This window comes from Novosphingobium marinum (assembly GCF_013408095.1).
GTDB lineage: Bacteria > Pseudomonadota > Alphaproteobacteria > Sphingomonadales > Sphingomonadaceae > Novosphingobium > Novosphingobium marinum.
On the sequence record NZ_JACBZF010000004.1, the window covers coordinates 1 to 17839 of the forward strand.

Here is a 17839-nt window from a genome sequence, read left to right on the forward strand (position 1 = left end):
GACTACTCGCTCCCTGCTCTTGCGTATCCTCAGCCATCACCACTCAGTGGCTGGCGCCGCCTACCTCGACAAGGCGGCCTGCACGCCACGGTTACTTCCCCACGACGGTTCTTGTCGTCGAAGACGAACTTCTCATTCGAATGGATGTCGTCGACCAATTGCAAACTGAGGGTTTTCAGACGCTCGAAGCAGGGACAGGTCGGGAAGCGCTTCATCAAATGGAGGGCGACAGACAGATCGATATAGTCTTCACGGATGTGGACATGCCCGGCAACGTCAACGGGATCGTTCTTGCCCATGAGGTGCGTGAAAAATGGCCATCGGTCGGCATTATCGTGACCTCGGGACAGGCCGTTATCAGTGTAGATACTCTTCCTGCAGGAGCTCACTTCTTCTCGAAGCCTTATGAGATGAAGGCCATTTTCGCGATTATTCAAGAGCTAATTGCATAAGACACCGTGCGCGGAACGCTTAAAATTAAGGGTGGTTTGGTCAGCCGCGGAGTCAATGCTGAGGCAGAATCTTGGGCGTGAGAAGTCGTTGCTGAGATAGCCTTTAAGAGGCCGAACCCTTCATCCGTTGGACATGTCGATCGAACGCGTAGCGGGCGGATTATGAGCACCGTAACCATTAAAACCTACGCAAGTCACCTCGCATCAAAAGAAGCCCCGTCCCTGCAGCGAGTTCGCCTGAGCGTCGTCCGCCTTCTTCAACCGGGCCTTTTCGCGAACAGCTTCGACCTTCCTGGCGTGGTCAGCTAGTTTCGAAAACATCGCCTCGGAGCGCAATGCTCGCAAACGAACGTTTTTCAACGTTGATTCCGCTGCCTCCGCCTTCGCTTCAGCCGCGCGGGCAGAATAGTATTTGTAACCTTGCTGCATTCAGACCTTCCCTTGAAAAATTGATAGCACGCGGCGTGGGGGACGAATTCCTTCACGGCGCGCGCCATCGTCATAGGATCAACTGGCGTTGCTCAGGTTGACGGCGCTGGCCTTGCCGTTGCGCCCGGTCTCGAGTTTGTAGTGGAGCCCCTGATCCTTTTCGAGCGTGGTCATGCCCACCGCCTGGACTGCGGAGATGTGGACGAAGCTGTCGGCAGAGCCGTCATCGGGCTGGATGAAGCCATAGCCCTTGTAGCTATTGAAAAATTTTACGGCACCGATCGTCATTTCGCCTCCTTCCAAGAAATGTTGGAGTCCGGCTCGCCGGGATTGCGAGCAGGGGTCATGCGTCAAGTCGTCAATTGAAAGGGGGTCGCCCCCTTGAAGGCACGAGAAATGGAATGATCTGATTCCCGCGCCTGTCGTTGATACCCCTCGAAATTCAACGAGAGCAGGGTTTGTATCGCAAGTTTCCATGCAATTAGATGGCCTTATCCAATCCTTTCATTGATCCCGAAGGAGCCATGAGGTGCGCATTGCTCCATGCGCAGGCCGCCGCAGCGCCTAGGCCGTGCTGAAAATCGCTTATTCGTCCCGCTATTCGGGAGGCTTTTGCGAGCTTCGCGAGCCGGTCATCGTCGTTGGCAGCCGCATCGGCGCCCATAAGTGCGCGCTGGTGTGCGGCATATTCAAGGTTCAAGTCCATGTCAGTTCTCCTGCGTGGGCGGGAATGCTGATGCATGGCCGCTGGTTGAATTGCGTGTCAGTCGACCATGGTCGCGACGAGGCGTCGCAATTCGAGGGTCGGGATTATTGCGACAATGGGCGGATAACCCTTTCTCGCCAGCGAGTGCGATGCGCCATAGCGCGGCGAAAGTATGGCACGCGACGTGGCGCGTGCAGTGCTGTCGTTCATTTGTCTTGTATCCGGCAGGTCCATCCTGCCGCTTTCATAAAAGTGTCAGCGCCTGTATCCGCGCTTGCGAACACCGCCGGGGCCTTGCCCGGGTGTTCGTTCGCGAAAGACGATCCGGCCTTTGGTCAGATCGTAAGGCGTCAGTTCGACATGTACGCGGTCTCCAACGACCGATCGGATGCGGTAGCGGCGCATCTTGCCTGCAGTGTAGCAGATCAGACGATGCTCATTATCGAGGGTGACGCCGAAGCGGCCATCGGGCAGGATCTCGTTGATCTCACCCTCCATCGTAATGAGCTCTTCCTTCGCCAATCCATCTTCCTAGCGTACGAAAAATCATCCGCGCGGACGGATTCCGCTGCGGAGCCAGGTTGTATGAAATGGATTGGCGCCGATCTCACGCTTAAGCGCTAAGTGCAGCAATCAAAATCCGCCGCAAACGACGCTGGGCAATTTCAATATAGCATGCTGTAAAAAAATTACAAGCCCTCACGCAATGATGGACAGTAATTGTTTAATGGGGGTTTCCGTGAAAGGCGCTTCCTGCGTTGCCATGTCCATCAACCCAACTGCCTCCGATGCTCGGCCATCGCATCTTCAAGGTTGGTGTAGCTGTATTTCCCAACCCGGTAGTGGGTCACGGTAACGGCTTGGATGCCCTCAGGCAGTTTTTCCTCACGGGAACTCAACGAACCGCCTTCGCTTTCCCATTGACGGGTTGCGGGTGTTTCCTTCGAGACGGGCCCAGCATCTTTAGCGTTCATGTTATCGGTCGCTTCCTTCATGACGATCATCTTGAGACCACTCGGTCACATGCCTGCCGGTTCTGCTCTGCGCCGCTCTGATCCGTTTCGCGTAATAGGCGACGAGATCGAAATGGGTTTGGCGCTCTTCCGCCGAGTTTGACCGCGCGGCATTTGTTTTCGCCAGCTCGTGATTGCGGATCAACTGTTCGAGAGTCATTGCTGGGCGGCTCCTCTGGCGCTTGAGGCGAGAAGGCCGGCGTTCATCGACGCCGACCTTCTCAGGTGCTAACCCTGCTGGGCGCGAGCCTGCTCCTGCTGCGGATCACCCTGCTGCTGCTGGAGATTCACCGCGCGCAGGTCCTGGCCGTCGACCTGATTAGTCTCGTAGCCATAGCGATCGCCGATCTTCGGCACCTGGGATTCCTGTTGCAAATCCGCCTTGCCGAACGGGAGCACGTTGCCGCCCTTTTCAGGACTGATCGTGCCGGCTCCCTTGCCACTGTCGTAGCTCTTGATCTTGCCGAAATGTGTCATAAGAAACTTCCTTCAATTTCGCGCAGGCCATCATCAGCGATCGCTTTTGCGCGCGCTAAGAGGCGAAAAAGAAAGAAGGGAGGGCCAAAACTTTCAGCCTTCAAGACCGTCGATCGCGACTGGTAGCTGCTAAAGAGATGGGGAGCTTGCATCGCGAAACAAGGTGTGAAGGACATTCGCTCGATAATACGATCCAAAATTGATAGTCTGCAGCTTCTGTAGGTCTATTCTCCAAAATCAGTCGGACCGAAATCGGCCCATTTCTGACCAATCGATGGCGCTCGGATCCAATCCAGATAGTCCGATTTTAACGCCGCGAGCGATTGAAAAAACACACGGTACCGTCAATGGCTACCCTGGCGTATCATGCCGACAAGCGCTTCGATTTGTCATTAACGTCGCCAAATATATTTCCTAGATCGGCGGCCGGGGTCGGCTTTCCAAAAAGGTATCCTTGGATGTAACGACATCCTTCTCGCCGTAAGACTTCGAGTTGATCCTCTTGCTCGACGCCCTCTGCCAGAGTTTCCATACCAAGTGCTTCGGCGAGAGTTGTTATCGCACGGATGACAGCATGCGCGTTCACTTCTTTTGATATGGCCTGGACGAAACTGCGGTCGATTTTCACCTTGTCGAAAGGAAAGGATCGAAGATAGCTCAGCGAGGAATAGCCAGTTCCGAAATCATCCAGTGCAATCCTCACGCCAAGCGCGCGCAGGCTGTGCAAAGTCGAGAGTGTCTTTTCGACATTTGCAATGAAGATGCTCTCGGTAATTTCAAGTTCGAGCCGCTTGGGCGAGAGTTCGCCATGCGCAAGCGCCTGCATGATTGTCTGGGACAGTCCCGGTGAGGCAAACTGTTTTGGCGAAATGTTGACCGCAACGGACAGTTCGCCCGGCCAGGTCGCAGCCTGCTGGCAGGCTTCTCGCAGCACCCATTCGCCAATCGGAATTATCAGGCCCGTTTCTTCGGCCAGTGGAATGAATTCAGCCGGACTGATGAAGCCAAGCTCAGGGTGGAACCACCGTATGAGTGCTTCGAAGCCCTTAAGCTCTTCCTCAACCGCGCCGTATAGCGGCTGGTAGTAGAGCTCAAACCCGCCGTCGCGCAGGGCCATGCGCATGTCGAGTTCCATTTGTCGCCGCTTGCGCGCTTCCTCGTCGAGCGAAGGCTCGAAAAAGTGATATGCGGCCTTGCCCTCGCTTTTCGCCCGGTAGAGCGCCAGATCGGCGTTCTTCATTAGGACCGTGCCGTCCCGACCGTCACCCGGAGCGACAGCGATACCAAGGCTGGCAGAGGACTCCGCAAGCTGCCCGTCGATCATGAGGGACCGCTGGAAGCAAACGAGAATCTCGGAGGCAATTGCCGCCAAACTGCGGTCACTGCCGAGATTGTCGATCAGCAGCGCGAACTCATCGCCGCCCAGTCGCGCGACAAGCGCGTCGGGCAGGTTTTCGCGAAGATGCGCTGCAACATCACACAGGAGCCTGTCGCCTGCAGGATGGCCAAGCGTGTCGTTGACCACCTTGAAGTCGTCGAGATCGGCGTAAACGACCATCAAGCGCCCGGAATCATCGAGCCGGCGGACAGCCTGGTCGAGCTGTTCCACGAAAAGCTTGCGATTGGGGAGCCCGGTCAAGCCATCGTGCAGTCCGACATGGATGATCTTGCGTTCACGATCCTCGATCGCCGAGGACATCTTGTTGAAGCTGTCTGCAAGCCGCCCGATCTCGTCGTCTGTCTCCGCCTTCAGTTCGAAAACGCGCCCTTCGCTGATGGCGCGTGTCGCCTCGTCCAGTTTCTGCAACGGGCCAGTAACTGTGCGCGCCACGCGCCAGCTAAGGGCGATCACGAACAGGACCGCGGCGATGGCCAGCGCAACAAGCCAGATTTGCAATCGCGTGTACTGCGCGAGTGATGCATCGAGCGAGTGCTGCAGCACCAGTCTTGGCTTTAGGTCATCCTGGAGCGCAGGGAGAGGCGAAACATGGAATAAAGTCGACTGCCCCTCAGCACGCTGGAATACTGAATCATTCGGAGCGGAGAGCATCCAGTCCGGCATGGCTGCCGGGAGCATGACCCGGGCTTCGACGTCGACCGCCGCGAGTTTTGCCAGTCGGTCCAATTCTGCCTTGTCGAGCGGTTGTGCAAGGACCAGCCAGCCGATCGTGTCAGGCACCTCGACCGGGGAAGCTGCGGCAAGCGCCAGTTCTCCACCGACGGCAATGATTCCGCGTTGCTGCCCTTCATCGAGCGGATACCACAATGCATCCGGATTCCCGATCCGGGCGTCGCCCGAGGCAAGCAGCTTTCCGTCCACACCGATGACGAAAGCGGCATTCGCGTCCGACCGGGACTTCAGGCTTTCAAGCGCACTGTCGATAGTGATTGCGTCGTTAGTCGCCACAGCTTCGCGAAAACCAAAATCGCGGGAAAGGACTTCGGATGAGCGGCGTAACTGGCGCGCGCGCAGCTCCAAGATTTCGTCGAACACCCGCGCATTCGATTCCAGATCGCGTGTCGCGCTTGCTTCGCCGAATCGGCTGAGGGCGTTTCCTGCCACGAGCACCACGACGGCAAGCACTAGCGCAAACAGCCCGGCATAAAGCGAAGCTATGCGCAGCTTTAGCGAGCCGAACCGCAATTTATCGAAAGTCCTGAAAGCGCGGGTCATCGCATTCGCAGCTTGTACCTGCGCGATTGGCTTCCACTCGAAATGGTTACGTCACTGGAAGTTTCATTGCCGGGACTGCGCAGCCGGGGATGCCATACGCCCACAGTCGCGCCTCCTGCCGGGACCGAGGTGAGTGTCACAAAACCATTGTGATCGGTCTTGCCCGCGAACGGCGTATCGGTGACACGGATATAGCCGCGCATCTCATCATGGATGTTGCAGCCGAGTGCCACGGTTCCGGCAATTAGAAAGCCCTGTGTGCGGGTTTGGTCCCGACCGTAGAGATCAATGCTGAATTTAGCTGCCTTGGAAAAGCTGTAGATCGAGTGCCGGACGTTATCGAGGTTCGGGAACGCTACAGTGCTGCCGCGCGCCACGATGAGCGTACCGGGGACGAATTCGCGATCCTTCTGCGCCATCGCCTTTCGCCACGGGAATGAAATGCGACCCGATGTCCCGCCAGCAGGCTTCAATTCGACGACTGCATCGCGCACCGGCAATCCGCGTTGGTCGACCAGTTGCACGGTGATCGACGACGAGGGCGCGGCATTTGCAGCAAAACCCGCCGCGCAAGCCAGCCCGCTTGTGATCAGCAAGGTTAGGAGTTTCGCCATCGGGATGGAGTTAGCGCCCTGATATTAATAATCCCTCGCGCCTTGCTTAAGTGGTCATTTACCAAGGCAGGTTAGCAGCGGCTGCATGACCGTAATTTGGAAGACAGCAGCCACATTGGGCGCTCTGACCTTTAGTGCGGCTGCGCAAGCGGAAGACTTCGCCTGGTTCGAAGGCGATAAGCTCGTCCTTACCAACGGCGTGTCGACAATCGAAGGTGCAAGCGGGGGCGGACTTGCCAGCTGGGCAACGATCGCGGGGCGCGAGCTTGAAAACGGTGTTGGCATCTCTGGCCATGCGACAATCGTCGAATTGTCCGACTACGGTTGGCAAAGCCACGGCGTATCGGTCGGCATCGCCAATCGCGTCGAGCTTTCCTACGCACGACAGAATTTCGACACACGCGATGTCGGCGCCGCGCTGCGTATCGGCAAAGGCTATAAGCTCAACCAAGATGTTTACAGCGCAAAGGTGCGCCTGTTCGGCGACCTCGTCTACGGCGACCCGCTGGTGCCGCAGGTAAGCGTAGGAGTGCAGCACAAGCGCAATCTCGACGGGCCTATCGCTGCATTAGTGGGAGCGGGCAGCGACGAGGGTACCGACTACACGCTCAGCGCCACGAAGCTATTCCTGTCTCACAGCGTTCTTGCAAGCGCAACCGTGCGGCTGACAAATGCCAACCAGAATGGTCTGCTCGGGTTCGGCAATGCGTCCGGCAAGGGCAAATCGGTGGAATTCGAAGGATCGCTTGCTTACCAGCTATCGCGCCGCTTTGTCCTTGGCGCCGAATACAGGACCAAACCGGATAACCTGGGGCTGGGCGAGGAAGACTGGTTCGACCTGTTCGCCGCCTATGCCGTAACGGACAACGTCACCGTCACAGGTGCCTATGTCGACCTTGGTTCCATCGCGACATTCGAGAACCAGCGCGGTACATTCCTTTCCGCGCAGATCGCATTCTGAAGGACGACACGATGGTCGTTTCCATAATTGCAGCGCTGCTAATGCAGCAAGTCCCGGAGGAGAATGTCGACTGGGACAAGGAGTTCGGCGTCGAAGAGCGCGTGCGAGACCCGGAAACCGGGGAATTTCCCGTCGATCCCTACACTCAAAGCAATGACAACGCCGGGGCAAAACCTTTCTCCTCCGACAGTCTTGCGCGAGAGTTCGGGGAGCAGGAAGGCATTCGCCGTATTGCGGATCGCCTCGTCGAAGTAAGCAAGGAAGATCCGCGCATTTCCGAGATCTTCGTGTCGCACGACATGGTACGACTGAAACGCACCCTGTTCGAACAGTTCTGCTACATCCTGAACGCCGGCTGCGACTACACCGGCCGCGACATGAAGACCGCGCACACGGACATGGGCCTGCGCAAGGCCGACCTGAACGCGCTCGTCGAAAATTTGCAGTTCGTCATGCGCGAACAAGGCATCGCCTTTGCCGCCCAGAACCGATTACTCTCGAAGCTCGCACCTATGTCTTACGACTTGATTGAGCGTTAAGGCGGCGTGGACAAATTCAGCGAAGCTTTTCGACGATGGCCACTTTGAGGTCGCCGACAAAAGGTTCGAAACCGTACAGGCAGAAGCCGGCCCAGGTTCTGCCAAAAGATGGTTTTACCAAATGAACCCAGAACGCTGCCGGGCGAATGCAACCCTGCTGTCGGGAGGGTGAGGGGCTAAAAAAGCCATCTGCAAATCCCGCGATACCTTCAGTTCGTGGCTGGCGGAGATGAACCGTTTTGCCCTCGCCTATTGCTTCAATTTCTCTGCAGCTCGAACAATTTGGCTGGGCGCCCGCCGGTCAGCTTCTCGCGGCCGGTCGCGCGCAGCCGGGAGCCATCGGGGAAAATGCGTGCAAGCATGCGCTTGCGAAACCGAACCTTGTCGACAGCTTCGCCGAGGATCACCTCGTGCACCTGCTGGAGTTCGAGCAGCGTGAACGCCGGTGGAAGAAACTCGAACGCAATGAGCGAGTTCTCGAGCATTTGTCGGAGGTAGGCGATGGCCTTCGCGATCATCGCCGCATGGTCGTAACCTGCCGCAACCGGGTGTCCCTCAAGGGACAGGTCGCAAATGTCATCATTCGCCTGAATTGCTGTCACGATCCGGAACCTTTTGTCCTGCTCGAGGCGAACTTCCAGATCATCGAGCTCGACTATCGCTGCATAAGTGGCACTGACTCCGCGAGCCTTCGGGTCCCGCCCCGGTTTGCTGCACACGCCGACCAGGCGCGGCTCGCAAGGGTACATTCCGAGCTGGGCCAGAATAACATGTGCCGTAGCGTCGAGATCCCTGTCACCGCGCAAATAGCCTCCCGGCAAGGCAAGCCAGCCTTTGAAGGGCTCCGCTTCGCGCTCCATCATGAGGACGACCAGGCTGCCATTCGCGATGGCGCAGATGGCGAGCTCGGCGCGTAGCGTAATGCCATCGACACGCTGATACTCGTCAAGATCGAAGTCCGAACTCATCTATCTCCTCGAAGTTCAGAATCCATGATCAGATACTGGACAACGCGCTTGCCGGGACGAGGGTCAAAAGCCAATGCCGGCAGACGGTTATCCCCCGGAGCATCCGAGCAGGTCCAAAGGAAACGCAGGAGATTTGCCTGGCGGGCAGGCTGCTGGAACAGTCCGGGACCAGTTCACTTTATCCGACGGGAGCGAACGCTTTCGCCTAAGGGTGGTTAGGCGTGACGTGACAAAGTTGCATTGGCCAGCATCTCATTCCAGCTGCGTGATGACGCAAGTATCGCCGGCTTCAGTCTGGCCAGAACAGCGCGCGTGGCGCCAATGAGCCCCGAGGCGTCAGCATGGCGTCTTGTCCCGACCTCCGGAAAAATCCCGGAAATCCGCGGCGTCTGAGGAGGTGCGTCAGCATTTTACTGACACCAGAGCGCGGGATGTCAGTATGCCCGTCAGCAACATGATTGTCCGGTATATTAGGGCATCCGCAGAACTGCGGCGTTTTTCGGCCTGGTCGGAACGCTCTTTACCATGAGCAATTGTCAGCTTTGTCAGGTCTCCGATACTGACACCTCGAAAAATGCTGACAGTCTCAAACTCGAAACTTTCGCAGAATTCCGGGGCGCACCGGTCAATCAGCGCTCCCAAAAGCTGACAGGAGGTCGAAAAATTCCGGCGATTCTGATGGCACATTTGTCCATGCCATAAGCCAGGCCATTACAGCGCCAGCCTGCTCGACGGAGATTTTAGAATGAGGCGGCCTTGCTCGGACATCGCCTTTCCAGGATCGGAAACGCGCCGGCGGGTGCGTCAATACAGTGCGAGCGATGCAAGTGCGTCCATACGCTTCAGACAACCACCTGGCGTGGTTTCCTGATGCGATTGCCAATGCGCAATGCTCAGGCCGCTATTAGGAAAGGGACGAAACTGAACCAAAAGTGCGCTATCTGGGGACAGACGCAGCGCATTTCACCGCCGCATGCTATCCCTGCCGGTATCTCGCGAGATCGATCATCGAGATATTTGGCAAAGAACCGTGCCGATAGGCGCCCGATCCAGAGAGATTTAGAAGGCGCAGATGGTCAATGGCGGAGCGGGAGGGATTCGAACCCTCGATACGGGGTTGCCGTATACACACTTTCCAGGCGTGCGCCTTCGACCACTCGGCCACCGCTCCGCATGCCCGGGCGGGCAAGGCAAGCCCCCTAGCCGCAGATCGGGCCTTTCGCAAGGCGACAGGTGCTGGCATTGACCGGGCATGAGACGCTTTCCCATCTCCCTCGCCGGCATGGCCGCGATCGCGGCCTGTGCCCCTGCCGTCCTCGCGCAGGATACCCCGCCCTCTCCGAACGAGATCGTCGCGCAGGCGCCTGCCGGCGACTGGCGTCCGATAGCGGCGGAGGACCTCCTGGTGATGCGCCTGGAGCCTGCGGAGGGCGGGGAGGAACGGCAGGTCGTGATACAGCTTATCTCCGGGCCGTTCGCGCAGGACTGGGTGACGAATATCCGGACGCTGGCGCGCGCAGGCTCCTGGGACGACGCGGCGGTCGTCCGGGTGCAGGACAACTACGTCGTGCAATGGGGCATTCCTCCGGCAGCCGAAGGCGAAGAGGCCGCCCCCCTGCCGGATGGTCTTTCCGGTACGGACGAATCCGGTTACGCGAGCAAAGTCGGGGATTCACTTGCGAGCGCGCTAGCGTCCCGGGCGGCCAACCGGACCGACCCCTACGCAAGCGTGACGACGCATTTCAGGGGATGGCCGGTAGCGTCAGACGGCGAGCGGGCATGGCCGGTCCATTGTTACGGCATGGTCGGCGTCGGCAGGGGCATGTCACCCGATGCCGGTTCGGGGGCGGAACTTTACACCGTGATCGGCCATGCCCCGCGCCATCTGGACCGCAACATCGCGGTGGTCGGTCGCGTGGTCGAGGGAATCGAGCACCTGTCCTCTTTGCCGCGCGGTACCGGACCACTGGGCTTCTACGAAAGCGCGGAGGAGCGCACGGCCATCGCCTCGGTCAGGCTGGCCAGCGACCTGACGGAGGAGCAGCGACCGGGCTTCGAATACCTTGCCACCGACAGCGAGGCGTTCGCCCGCTATGCCGATGCCCGTGCGAACAGGCGGGATCCGTTCTTCATCGTGCCCGCCGGCGGAGCCGACATCTGCAACGTTCCGGTTCCGGCACGCCGCCTCCCCTGAGCGGGCCTTCGACCGCAGGTCAGGCGCGTTCGGCCTCGGCGACAGCCTCGCTCGCGCGCAGGGCGGTGACGATGCGAGTGAGGTGAGCGACGTCGGTAACCTCGAGATCGATCTGGTATGTTCCGAACGGATCGTCGCGCTGCATCATCTCGAGGTTGACCACGTTCGCCCGGTTGTCGGCGAAGATCGACGTCACTTCGGCAAGGGTGCCGGGCCGGTTGTAGAGGATGATCCGCAGCCTGCCGACTGCGCCTGCCGAACGCTCCCCCCAAGAAAGGTCTAGCCAGTCGGCGTCGATGCCGCTTGCCAGGGTCATGCAATCGATCGCGTGGACCTCGACCTTGCGGCCCGATGAGCGCAGGCCGACGATCCTGTCGCCCGGCACCGGGTGGCAGCAGTCGGCAAGATGATAAGCCATGCCCGACGCCATGCCCTTGATCGAGATCGCCCGGTCCTGCTTGGGCCACTCGATGTCGTCGGGCAGTTCGGAGGTGCTGCCGGGAACGAGCGCTTCCATGACTTCCCTGTCCGAAAGCTTGGCCGAGCCGATATTGAACATCATTTCCTCGGCGTCCTTGTAACCTAGTCGCTTGATCGCAGCCTGGATCGCCTTCTTGCCGATGCGGGTCGGCAGGCGGGCGGCAATCTCGTCGAACAGTTTCGATCCGATCTCGGCGACTTCCTGCCGCTCGCGCGCGCGGACCGCACGCCGGATGGCGGCGCGCGCCTTGCCGGTCACGACGAACCCCAGCCAGGACAATTGGGGTTCCGAAAGATTTCCCTTGATGATCTCGACGACATCGCCGTTCGAAAGCGGCGTGCGCAGCGGCATGTGGCGGCCGTTTATCTTGCCGCCGACAATCGCGTTGCCGAGGTCGGTGTGGACGGCATACGCAAAGTCCACGGCCGTCGCTCCCTTGGGTAGCTGAAAAAGCGCCCCCTTCGGTGTGAAGGCGAAGATGCGGTCCTGATAGATCGCCAGCTTGGTGTGCTCCAGCAGTTCCTCGGCATCGTGGCTGGCATCGACGATCTCGATCAGGTCGCGCAGCCAGCCGACCTGCCCGTCGGGCCTTCCGCCCTGCTTGTAGGCCCAGTGAGCGGCAAGCCCGAACTCGTTGGTGCGGTGCATCTCGCGCGTGCGGATCTGCACTTCTACACGCATCGAATTTTCATAGATCAGCGCGGTATGGAGCGAGCGGTAGCCATTGTTCTTCGGAGTGGAGATGTAGTCCTTGAAGCGACCCGGGATGAATTGCCAGGTCCGGTGGAGCGTGCCGAGTGCGGCGTAGCAATCCTCCACGTCGTCGGTCAGCACGCGGAAGGCCATGATGTCGGTCACCTGCTCGAACGACACGTGGCGTTCGGCCATCTTTTTCCAGATCGAGTAGGGATGCTTCTCGCGCCCCCAGACCTCGACCGAAAGGCCCGCTTCGGCGAGCGCATGTTTCATGGCGAGCGCGATTGCATCGACCTGTCCGTCCTCGCGTCCGCGGATCTGGGCCAGCCGGCCGGTTATCGTCGCATAGGCCTCGGGCTCAAGCTGTTCGAACGCGAGAAGCTGCATCTCGCGCATGTACTCGTACATGCCCACGCGCTCGGCGAGCGGCGCGTAGATATCCATGGTCTCGCGCGCGATGCGGCGGCGCTTTTCCTCGCTGGAAATGTAGTGCAGCGTGCGCATGTTGTGCAGCCTGTCGGCCAGTTTGACGAGTAGAACGCGCAGGTCCTCGCTCATCGCCAGGAGGAACTTGCGCAGGTTTTCCGCCGCCCTCTCGTTCTCGGTCAGCGTCTCGATCTTGGAAAGCTTTGTGACGCCGTCGACGAGCCGCGCGACATCGCTGCCGAACGAATCCTCGATCTCGCCTATCGTCGCGAGCGTGTCCTCGACGGTATCGTGCAGCAGCGCGGTGACGATGGTTTCCTGGTCGAGCTTGAGCTCGGTCATCAGGCCGGCGACTTCGATGGGATGGCTGAAGTACGGGTCGCCGCTCGCGCGCTTCTGGCTGCCGTGCTTCTGGACGGTGTAGACGTAGGCACGGTTCAGGATCGCCTCGTCGGCGTCCGGATTATACGCTTTGACGCGTTCGACGAGTTCGTACTGGCGGAGCATTACCCGCTAGATGTGCGGATTATTCGGATGCGGGCAAGGGCAATAAGGCCCCTGCCGTCACCCGGCACGAAGTCCGCAGGCCTCTATCGCGGCAAGCGCACAGGCCTCATCGTTGTCGGAGGTGTCGCCGGTAACGCCGATAGCGCCGAGTACGCGGCCATCGGCGTCGGTCACGATCACGCCGCCCGCGGCAGGGACGATGCCGCCGTCGGCCAGCGCATGGAGCGAAGCGACGAAATGAGGCCGGTCGACCGCCATTTCCCCGATCTTGCGGCTCGAAACGCCCAGCGCCAGTGCGCCGCAGGCCTTCCCGCTGGCAAGCTTTTGCCGCAGGCTGGAAGCACCGTCCTGCCGCTGGCAGGCGATCATGTGCCCGCCCGGATCGTGCACGACGACGGTAATGGGCTTTAGGCTGAGACTGACTGCCTTATCGATCGTCTCGCCGATCAGCTTGTTAGCCTGTTCGAGTGTAAGCATGCTCATTCTTTCAGTTCCAGGTCGCTTCGGGCGGCAGGCTCATCAGGATGGCATCGACGTTGCCGCCCGTCTTGAGGCCGAAAAGCGTGCCCCGGTCGTAGACGAGATTGAATTCGGCATAGCGCCCCCGCCATTCCAATTGCCGCGCCTTGTCCGCGTCGTTGAAATCGCTTTTCATCCGGCGTCGAACCAGTTCGGGAAAGATGTCGAGGAACGCGCGCCCGACGTCCTGCGTGAACGCCAGGTTGCGATCGAAACCGGCGTCGTCCGCGCATTCGAGGTGATCGTAGAATATGCCGCCGACGCCGCGATGCACACCCCGGTGCGGAATGAAGAAGTACTCGTCGGCCCACTTGGAAAAGCGCTCGTAATAGGTCGGGTTATGGGCAGAGCAGGCCGCGCGCAGGCGGGCGTGGAAATCCTGCGTGTCCTCCTCGTACGGCAGCGGCGGGTTCAGGTCGGCGCCGCCGCCGAACCAGGCTTTTGTCGTCGTCAGAAAACGCGTGTTCATGTGCACGGCGGGCACGTGCGGATTGGCCATGTGGGCGACAAGGCTGATGCCGGTTGCCGAAAACTCCGGCTGTTCCGGCGAGGCGCCGTTGATCGAGCCGGCGAATTCCTTCGAGAACGCGCCGTGCACGGTCGATACGTTGACGCCGACCTTTTCGAAGACCTTGCCCTTCATCAGGCCCTGCGTTCCGCCGCCGGTGTCGGCCTCGCCATCCTGCCCTTCGCGCAGCCAGGGAGTGTACCGGAACTCGGCCTCGCTCCCGGCCTCCCGCTCGATAGCCTCGAATTCGGCGCAGATAAGGTCGCGCAGGTGTTCGAACCATTCGCGCGCGCGGGCTGTGTGGGGCGTCCAGTTTGTCATCGCGTATCGGCTTGCCAAATCGCCGGGGCTTCGGCAAGGGACGCACATGGTTCCCCTTTCGTTCGCAAACGAGGAAATGGCGCTCGCCGAGCACCGTGCGCTCTACTGGCCGCGCGAGAACGCGCTGCTGGTCGCCGACCTGCATCTCGAGAAAGCGAGCTTCTTTGCCCGATCGGGACAGCTCCTGCCACCCTATGACAGCCGCGAGACTCTCGAAAGGCTGGCGCTGGCCATCCGGCGCACCGGCGCGCGACGCGTTTTCGCACTCGGCGACAACTTCCACGATCGCGAAGGGACGGAAAGGCTGGAGCCTCACGCTGCCGGAATGCTCGCAGCGCTGACGCGGGCCGTCGACTGGGTCTGGATCACCGGCAACCACGATGCCGACGCCGCCGGTGCCTGCGGCGGTACGGTCTGCGAGGAAGCAGAAGTCGGGCCTGTGGTGCTGCGGCACCGGGCGGAGAAGGACGGGGACAGGCCGGAAATTTCGGGCCATTACCACCCGAAACTGGTGGTGTCCGCGCGCGGACGGCGGATCGCGCGCGCCTGTGCGGTCCGCTCGGAAAGCCGGATGATCCTGCCCGCTTTCGGCGCGCTGACCGGCGGAATGGACGCATCGGACCCGGCTATCCTTTCGGCAATGCAGCCGGCCCGCGCGATCGATGCGCTGGTCCCGTCGAGCCGGCGCGTGCTGGAGTATCCCCTCTGGCGCGCGGCGGCCTGATCGCCTATCCTGCAATGTGAAACCGCAACGGCGTTACGAACGTTTGCGGCATGGCGGGTTTTCCCGCTTTTACAGCGCGCGCGAATCGGCTTATGGACGCGCGCGCCCGAATATTTGGATGAACGATACAGGAGAACGCATATAGCACCCCCACCCCGGCGCTCGCTCACGCCACCCGTGAAGAGCGGGCCCCGCTACAACAATTTCATCAACGTCGACAAGGTGCGCGTCATCGACGACGACGGTGAGAACCTCGGCGTCATGTACACGCGCGAAGCAATCGAACGCGCGGCGGATGCCGGCCTCGATCTCGTGGAAGTCTCGCCGAACGCCGATCCGCCGGTCTGCAAGTTCCTCGATGTCGGCAAGTTCCGCTACGAGGCGCAGAAGAAGGCGAACCAGCAGCGCAAGACGCAGAAGACCCAGGACATCAAGGAGGTCAAGATGCGTCCCAACATCGACACGCACGATTACGACGTGAAGATGCGCAACGTGAACAAGTTCATCGAGAACGGCGACAAGGTGAAGGTCACCCTGCGCTTTCGCGGTCGCGAGATGTCGCACCAGGAGCTCGGCATGAACCTGCTGACGCGCGTGCGAGAAGACGTGGCCGAGATCGCCAAGGTCGAATCCTTCCCCCGCATGGAAGGTCGCCAGATGCTGATGGTGCTCGCTCCGAAGTAGGCTTTCCGTCGCCGGCCTGCGTTCATTCGAGCGTCGGCGGCTCCCAGAGTTCTATCGGGTTGCCTTCCGGATCGTGGATTCGGGCGAAGCGCCCGATGTCCGGGTGATCCCACTCGTCCCTGCGCTCGGCTCCGATGCCGGCTGCCGAGAGGCGGGCGACGAGTGCGTCGAGGCCGGACACCCTGAGGTTCAGCATGACCTGCCGGTCGGCCGGGAAATAATCGGTCTTGCGCTCGAACATAGAGAAGACCGTGTCGCCCGCGTCCTGCCGCCATGTCCAATTGCCTTCCGGATCGGGCTGGCCCGCCGCGGTCACCACGATGCCGAGGTTGTCGCGGTACCACGCGGCCATGCCCCCGGGATCGTCGGTGCGCAGGAAAATGCCGCCGATGCCGAGAACCCTGCCTTCGCCGTTTCCTTCGGCCATGATCGACTCCGCTACTTGCCCCGCCGCGCGGCAAGCCTAGACTCCGCGCCGCGAGGAGCAAAGCGGGGGATGCAATCGTCATGAGCGCAAGGCGCATCGGCTTCATCGCCGGAATCGTGCTGTTCGCGCTGACGCTGGTGCTGCCGGCGCCCGCCGGCATGCCCGCACCTGCATGGCCGGTGGCCGGGCTCGTCGCGCTGATGGCCGCCTGGTGGATGACCGAGGCGCTGCCGCTGACCGTCACCGCCCTGATGCCGTTCCTTGTGCTGCCGTTCGCCGGAGTGATGACCGCGACCGAGACGGCCGCTTCGTACTATTCGCCCACGCTGTTCCTGATCCTCGGCGGTGCGTTCATTGCGCTCGCGATCGAGCGGACCGGGCTGCACCGACGGCTAGCGCTCGCGATCCTGGACCATCTCGGCAAGGGGGGCGGCTCCGGCCGCGTGCTGCTCGCCTTCATGCTGACGGCGGCGGTACTTTCGATGGCGATATCGAATACGTCGTCCTCGCTGATCATGATGCCGATGGCGCTCGCGGTACTCGCTGGCGGCGGGATCGATACCGAGGATCGCGAGGGACTGGCCGGCGCCTTGCCGATGGGAATCGCCTTCGGAGCGACCATCGGGGGGCTCGCGACCATCGTCGGTTCGCCGACGAACGCCATTGCCGTCGCGCTGTTCGACCGGCTCATCGGCGTGCGGATCAGCTTCGCCGAATGGACCGCCTACGGCCTGCCTGTCGCGATCCTCGGCGTACCGCTTGCAGCATTCATCATCGCCAGGGTCCAGGGCCTCAAGAGCCGCTCGTTCGACCTGTCCGCCGCCCGCGAGGCAGTGCGCGTGCAGACCCGCTGGACGTTGCCGGAACGACGCCTCGTTCCCCTCGTGGCCGCGACGTTCGCTTTGTGGATGTTGCGCCCCCTCATTGCCCCGTGGTTGCCGGAGGGATCGCTTACCGACGGGACGATCGCCATCGCGGCAGGGGTGCTGCTTTTCGTGCTCCCCGACGGTACCGGGCGACCGCTTCTGGTCTGGGAAGAGGGCGACCGCGCTCCGTGGGGCGTCATCACCATGTTCGGCGGAGGCCTTGCCCTTGCCGCCGGAATGGGAGCATCGGGCCTCGCCGACTGGCTTGGGCAGTCGCTTTTGCCGCTGCGGTCGGTACCGCTTCCCCTCGTCGCCGTCGCTATCGTCGCGATGGTCGTGCTGGTCACGGAATTTGCCAGCAACGTCGCGACGGCCAGCGGTATCGTGCCGGTCGTCGCCAGCCTGACGGTCGCGCTCGGGGTCGATCCGCTGCTGCTGGCGATGCCCGCGGCGCTCGCCGCCAGCTGGGGTTTCATGCTGCCCGCGGGCACCGGCCCCAATGCCATCGCCTGGTCGACCGGTCACATCGCCCTGCCACGTATGGTGAAGGCCGGGATCATCCTCGATATCGCAGGCATCTTTTTGCTGGTCGCAGTCGTTTGGACGGTACGAGCGCTGCTCTGACGGCGCGCATCCATTGAACCGGAGAGAAA

The 17839-nt window shown here is 60.8% G+C and carries 22 protein-coding genes and 1 tRNA gene; 7 read left to right on the top strand and 16 right to left on the bottom strand.

Features of this window, described 5'->3' with window-relative positions; all coding sequences use genetic code 11:
* A partial coding sequence (locus tag FHS75_RS11350; protein ID WP_218845235.1) for a response regulator occupies positions 1-452 on the top strand: 452 nt, incomplete at its 5' end.
* A 204-nt stretch (positions 453-656) separates the two neighbouring features.
* On the opposite strand, the gene FHS75_RS11355 is transcribed toward FHS75_RS11350, so the two are convergent.
* The 10 genes from FHS75_RS11355 to FHS75_RS11400 form a co-directional block, all read right to left on the bottom strand.
* On the bottom strand, positions 657-881 hold the full coding sequence (locus tag FHS75_RS11355) for a hypothetical protein (RefSeq protein ID WP_179407817.1): 225 nt from the start codon (positions 879-881) through the stop codon (positions 657-659).
* Positions 882-959: 78 nt separating this feature from the next.
* Positions 960-1169 carry a cold-shock protein gene (locus FHS75_RS11360; RefSeq protein ID WP_179407818.1) on the bottom strand — a complete coding sequence of 70 codons (210 nt, stop codon included), beginning with the start codon at positions 1167-1169 and terminating at the stop codon, positions 960-962.
* A gap of 193 nt (positions 1170-1362) precedes the next feature.
* A complete protein-coding gene (locus FHS75_RS11365; protein ID WP_179407819.1) occupies positions 1363-1587 on the bottom strand; it encodes a hypothetical protein in 225 nt (74 codons plus the stop codon).
* A gap of 57 nt (positions 1588-1644) precedes the next feature.
* Positions 1645-1797, bottom strand: coding sequence for a hypothetical protein (locus FHS75_RS11370; RefSeq protein ID WP_179407820.1), 153 nt, complete (start codon positions 1795-1797; stop codon positions 1645-1647).
* Between the two features lie 45 nt (positions 1798-1842).
* Positions 1843-2109, bottom strand: a complete 267-nt coding sequence (infA, locus tag FHS75_RS11375; protein ID WP_179407821.1) for a translation initiation factor IF-1 — start codon at positions 2107-2109, stop codon at positions 1843-1845.
* 248 nt (positions 2110-2357) lie between these two features.
* Positions 2358-2582 carry a hypothetical protein gene (locus FHS75_RS11380; RefSeq protein WP_179407822.1) on the bottom strand — a complete coding sequence of 75 codons (225 nt, stop codon included), beginning with the start codon at positions 2580-2582 and terminating at the stop codon, positions 2358-2360.
* Entirely contained in the window at positions 2563-2760 is a 198-nt protein-coding gene (locus FHS75_RS11385) for a hypothetical protein (RefSeq protein WP_179407823.1), read from the bottom strand. The genes FHS75_RS11380 and FHS75_RS11385 overlap by 20 nt, the downstream gene beginning before the upstream one ends.
* Before the next feature lie 68 nt (positions 2761-2828).
* Positions 2829-3077 carry a cold-shock protein gene (locus tag FHS75_RS11390; protein WP_179407824.1) on the bottom strand — a complete coding sequence of 83 codons (249 nt, stop codon included), beginning with the start codon at positions 3075-3077 and terminating at the stop codon, positions 2829-2831.
* A 364-nt stretch (positions 3078-3441) separates the two neighbouring features.
* A complete protein-coding gene (locus tag FHS75_RS11395; protein WP_179407825.1) occupies positions 3442-5751 on the bottom strand; it encodes a putative bifunctional diguanylate cyclase/phosphodiesterase in 2310 nt (769 codons plus the stop codon).
* Complete coding sequence (locus tag FHS75_RS11400) at positions 5748-6365, bottom strand: cupredoxin domain-containing protein (protein ID WP_179407826.1); 618 nt, start codon at positions 6363-6365, stop codon at positions 5748-5750. Before FHS75_RS11400 ends, FHS75_RS11395 begins: the two co-directional genes overlap by 4 nt.
* Positions 6366-6450: 85 nt before the next feature.
* Here FHS75_RS11400 and FHS75_RS11405 point away from each other — a divergent pair, with 85 nt between their 5' ends.
* A complete protein-coding gene (locus FHS75_RS11405) occupies positions 6451-7326 on the top strand; it encodes a DUF3034 family protein (RefSeq protein ID WP_179407827.1) in 876 nt (291 codons plus the stop codon).
* An 11-nt stretch (positions 7327-7337) separates the two neighbouring features.
* A complete protein-coding gene (locus FHS75_RS11410; protein WP_179407828.1) occupies positions 7338-7865 on the top strand; it encodes a group I truncated hemoglobin in 528 nt (175 codons plus the stop codon).
* A gap of 257 nt (positions 7866-8122) precedes the next feature.
* Here FHS75_RS11410 and FHS75_RS11415 read toward each other — a convergent pair whose 3' ends face one another.
* Entirely contained in the window at positions 8123-8833 is a 711-nt protein-coding gene (locus tag FHS75_RS11415; protein WP_179407829.1) for an NUDIX hydrolase, read from the bottom strand.
* Between the two features lie 1080 nt (positions 8834-9913).
* Positions 9914-10004: transfer RNA gene (locus tag FHS75_RS11420), tRNA-Ser, on the bottom strand.
* 81 nt (positions 10005-10085) lie between these two features.
* Between FHS75_RS11420 and FHS75_RS11425 the strand changes: the two genes are divergently transcribed.
* Positions 10086-11027 carry a peptidylprolyl isomerase gene (locus FHS75_RS11425; protein ID WP_179407830.1) on the top strand — a complete coding sequence of 314 codons (942 nt, stop codon included), beginning with the start codon at positions 10086-10088 and terminating at the stop codon, positions 11025-11027.
* Positions 11028-11046: 19 nt separating this feature from the next.
* Here the strand turns inward: FHS75_RS11425 and FHS75_RS11430 are convergent, their stop codons facing one another.
* The 3 genes from FHS75_RS11430 to hemF are packed head-to-tail and all read right to left on the bottom strand — an operon-like array spanning position 11047 to position 14485.
* On the bottom strand, positions 11047-13137 hold the full coding sequence (locus tag FHS75_RS11430; RefSeq protein ID WP_179407831.1) for a RelA/SpoT family protein: 2091 nt from the start codon (positions 13135-13137) through the stop codon (positions 11047-11049).
* Positions 13138-13194: 57 nt separating this feature from the next.
* Positions 13195-13620 carry a GlcG/HbpS family heme-binding protein gene (locus FHS75_RS11435; protein ID WP_179407832.1) on the bottom strand — a complete coding sequence of 142 codons (426 nt, stop codon included), beginning with the start codon at positions 13618-13620 and terminating at the stop codon, positions 13195-13197.
* A 4-nt stretch (positions 13621-13624) separates the two neighbouring features.
* Positions 13625-14485, bottom strand: a complete 861-nt coding sequence (gene hemF / locus FHS75_RS11440; protein WP_179407833.1) for an oxygen-dependent coproporphyrinogen oxidase — start codon at positions 14483-14485, stop codon at positions 13625-13627.
* Between the two features lie 46 nt (positions 14486-14531).
* Between hemF and pdeM the strand changes: the two genes are divergently transcribed.
* Positions 14532-15209 (top strand): ligase-associated DNA damage response endonuclease PdeM, encoded by a 678-nt coding sequence (gene pdeM / locus FHS75_RS11445; protein ID WP_179407834.1) that lies wholly within the window; start codon positions 14532-14534, stop codon positions 15207-15209.
* Between the two features lie 141 nt (positions 15210-15350).
* Complete coding sequence (gene infC, locus FHS75_RS11450) at positions 15351-15893, top strand: translation initiation factor IF-3 (RefSeq protein WP_179408115.1); 543 nt, start codon at positions 15351-15353, stop codon at positions 15891-15893.
* 22 nt (positions 15894-15915) lie between these two features.
* Here infC and FHS75_RS11455 read toward each other — a convergent pair whose 3' ends face one another.
* Entirely contained in the window at positions 15916-16320 is a 405-nt protein-coding gene (locus FHS75_RS11455) for a VOC family protein (RefSeq protein ID WP_179407835.1), read from the bottom strand.
* A gap of 80 nt (positions 16321-16400) precedes the next feature.
* On the opposite strand from FHS75_RS11455, the gene FHS75_RS11460 reads away from it, so the two are divergent.
* Positions 16401-17810, top strand: coding sequence for an SLC13 family permease (locus tag FHS75_RS11460; RefSeq protein WP_179407836.1), 1410 nt, complete (start codon positions 16401-16403; stop codon positions 17808-17810).
* Positions 17811-17839: the final 29 nt, after the last annotated feature.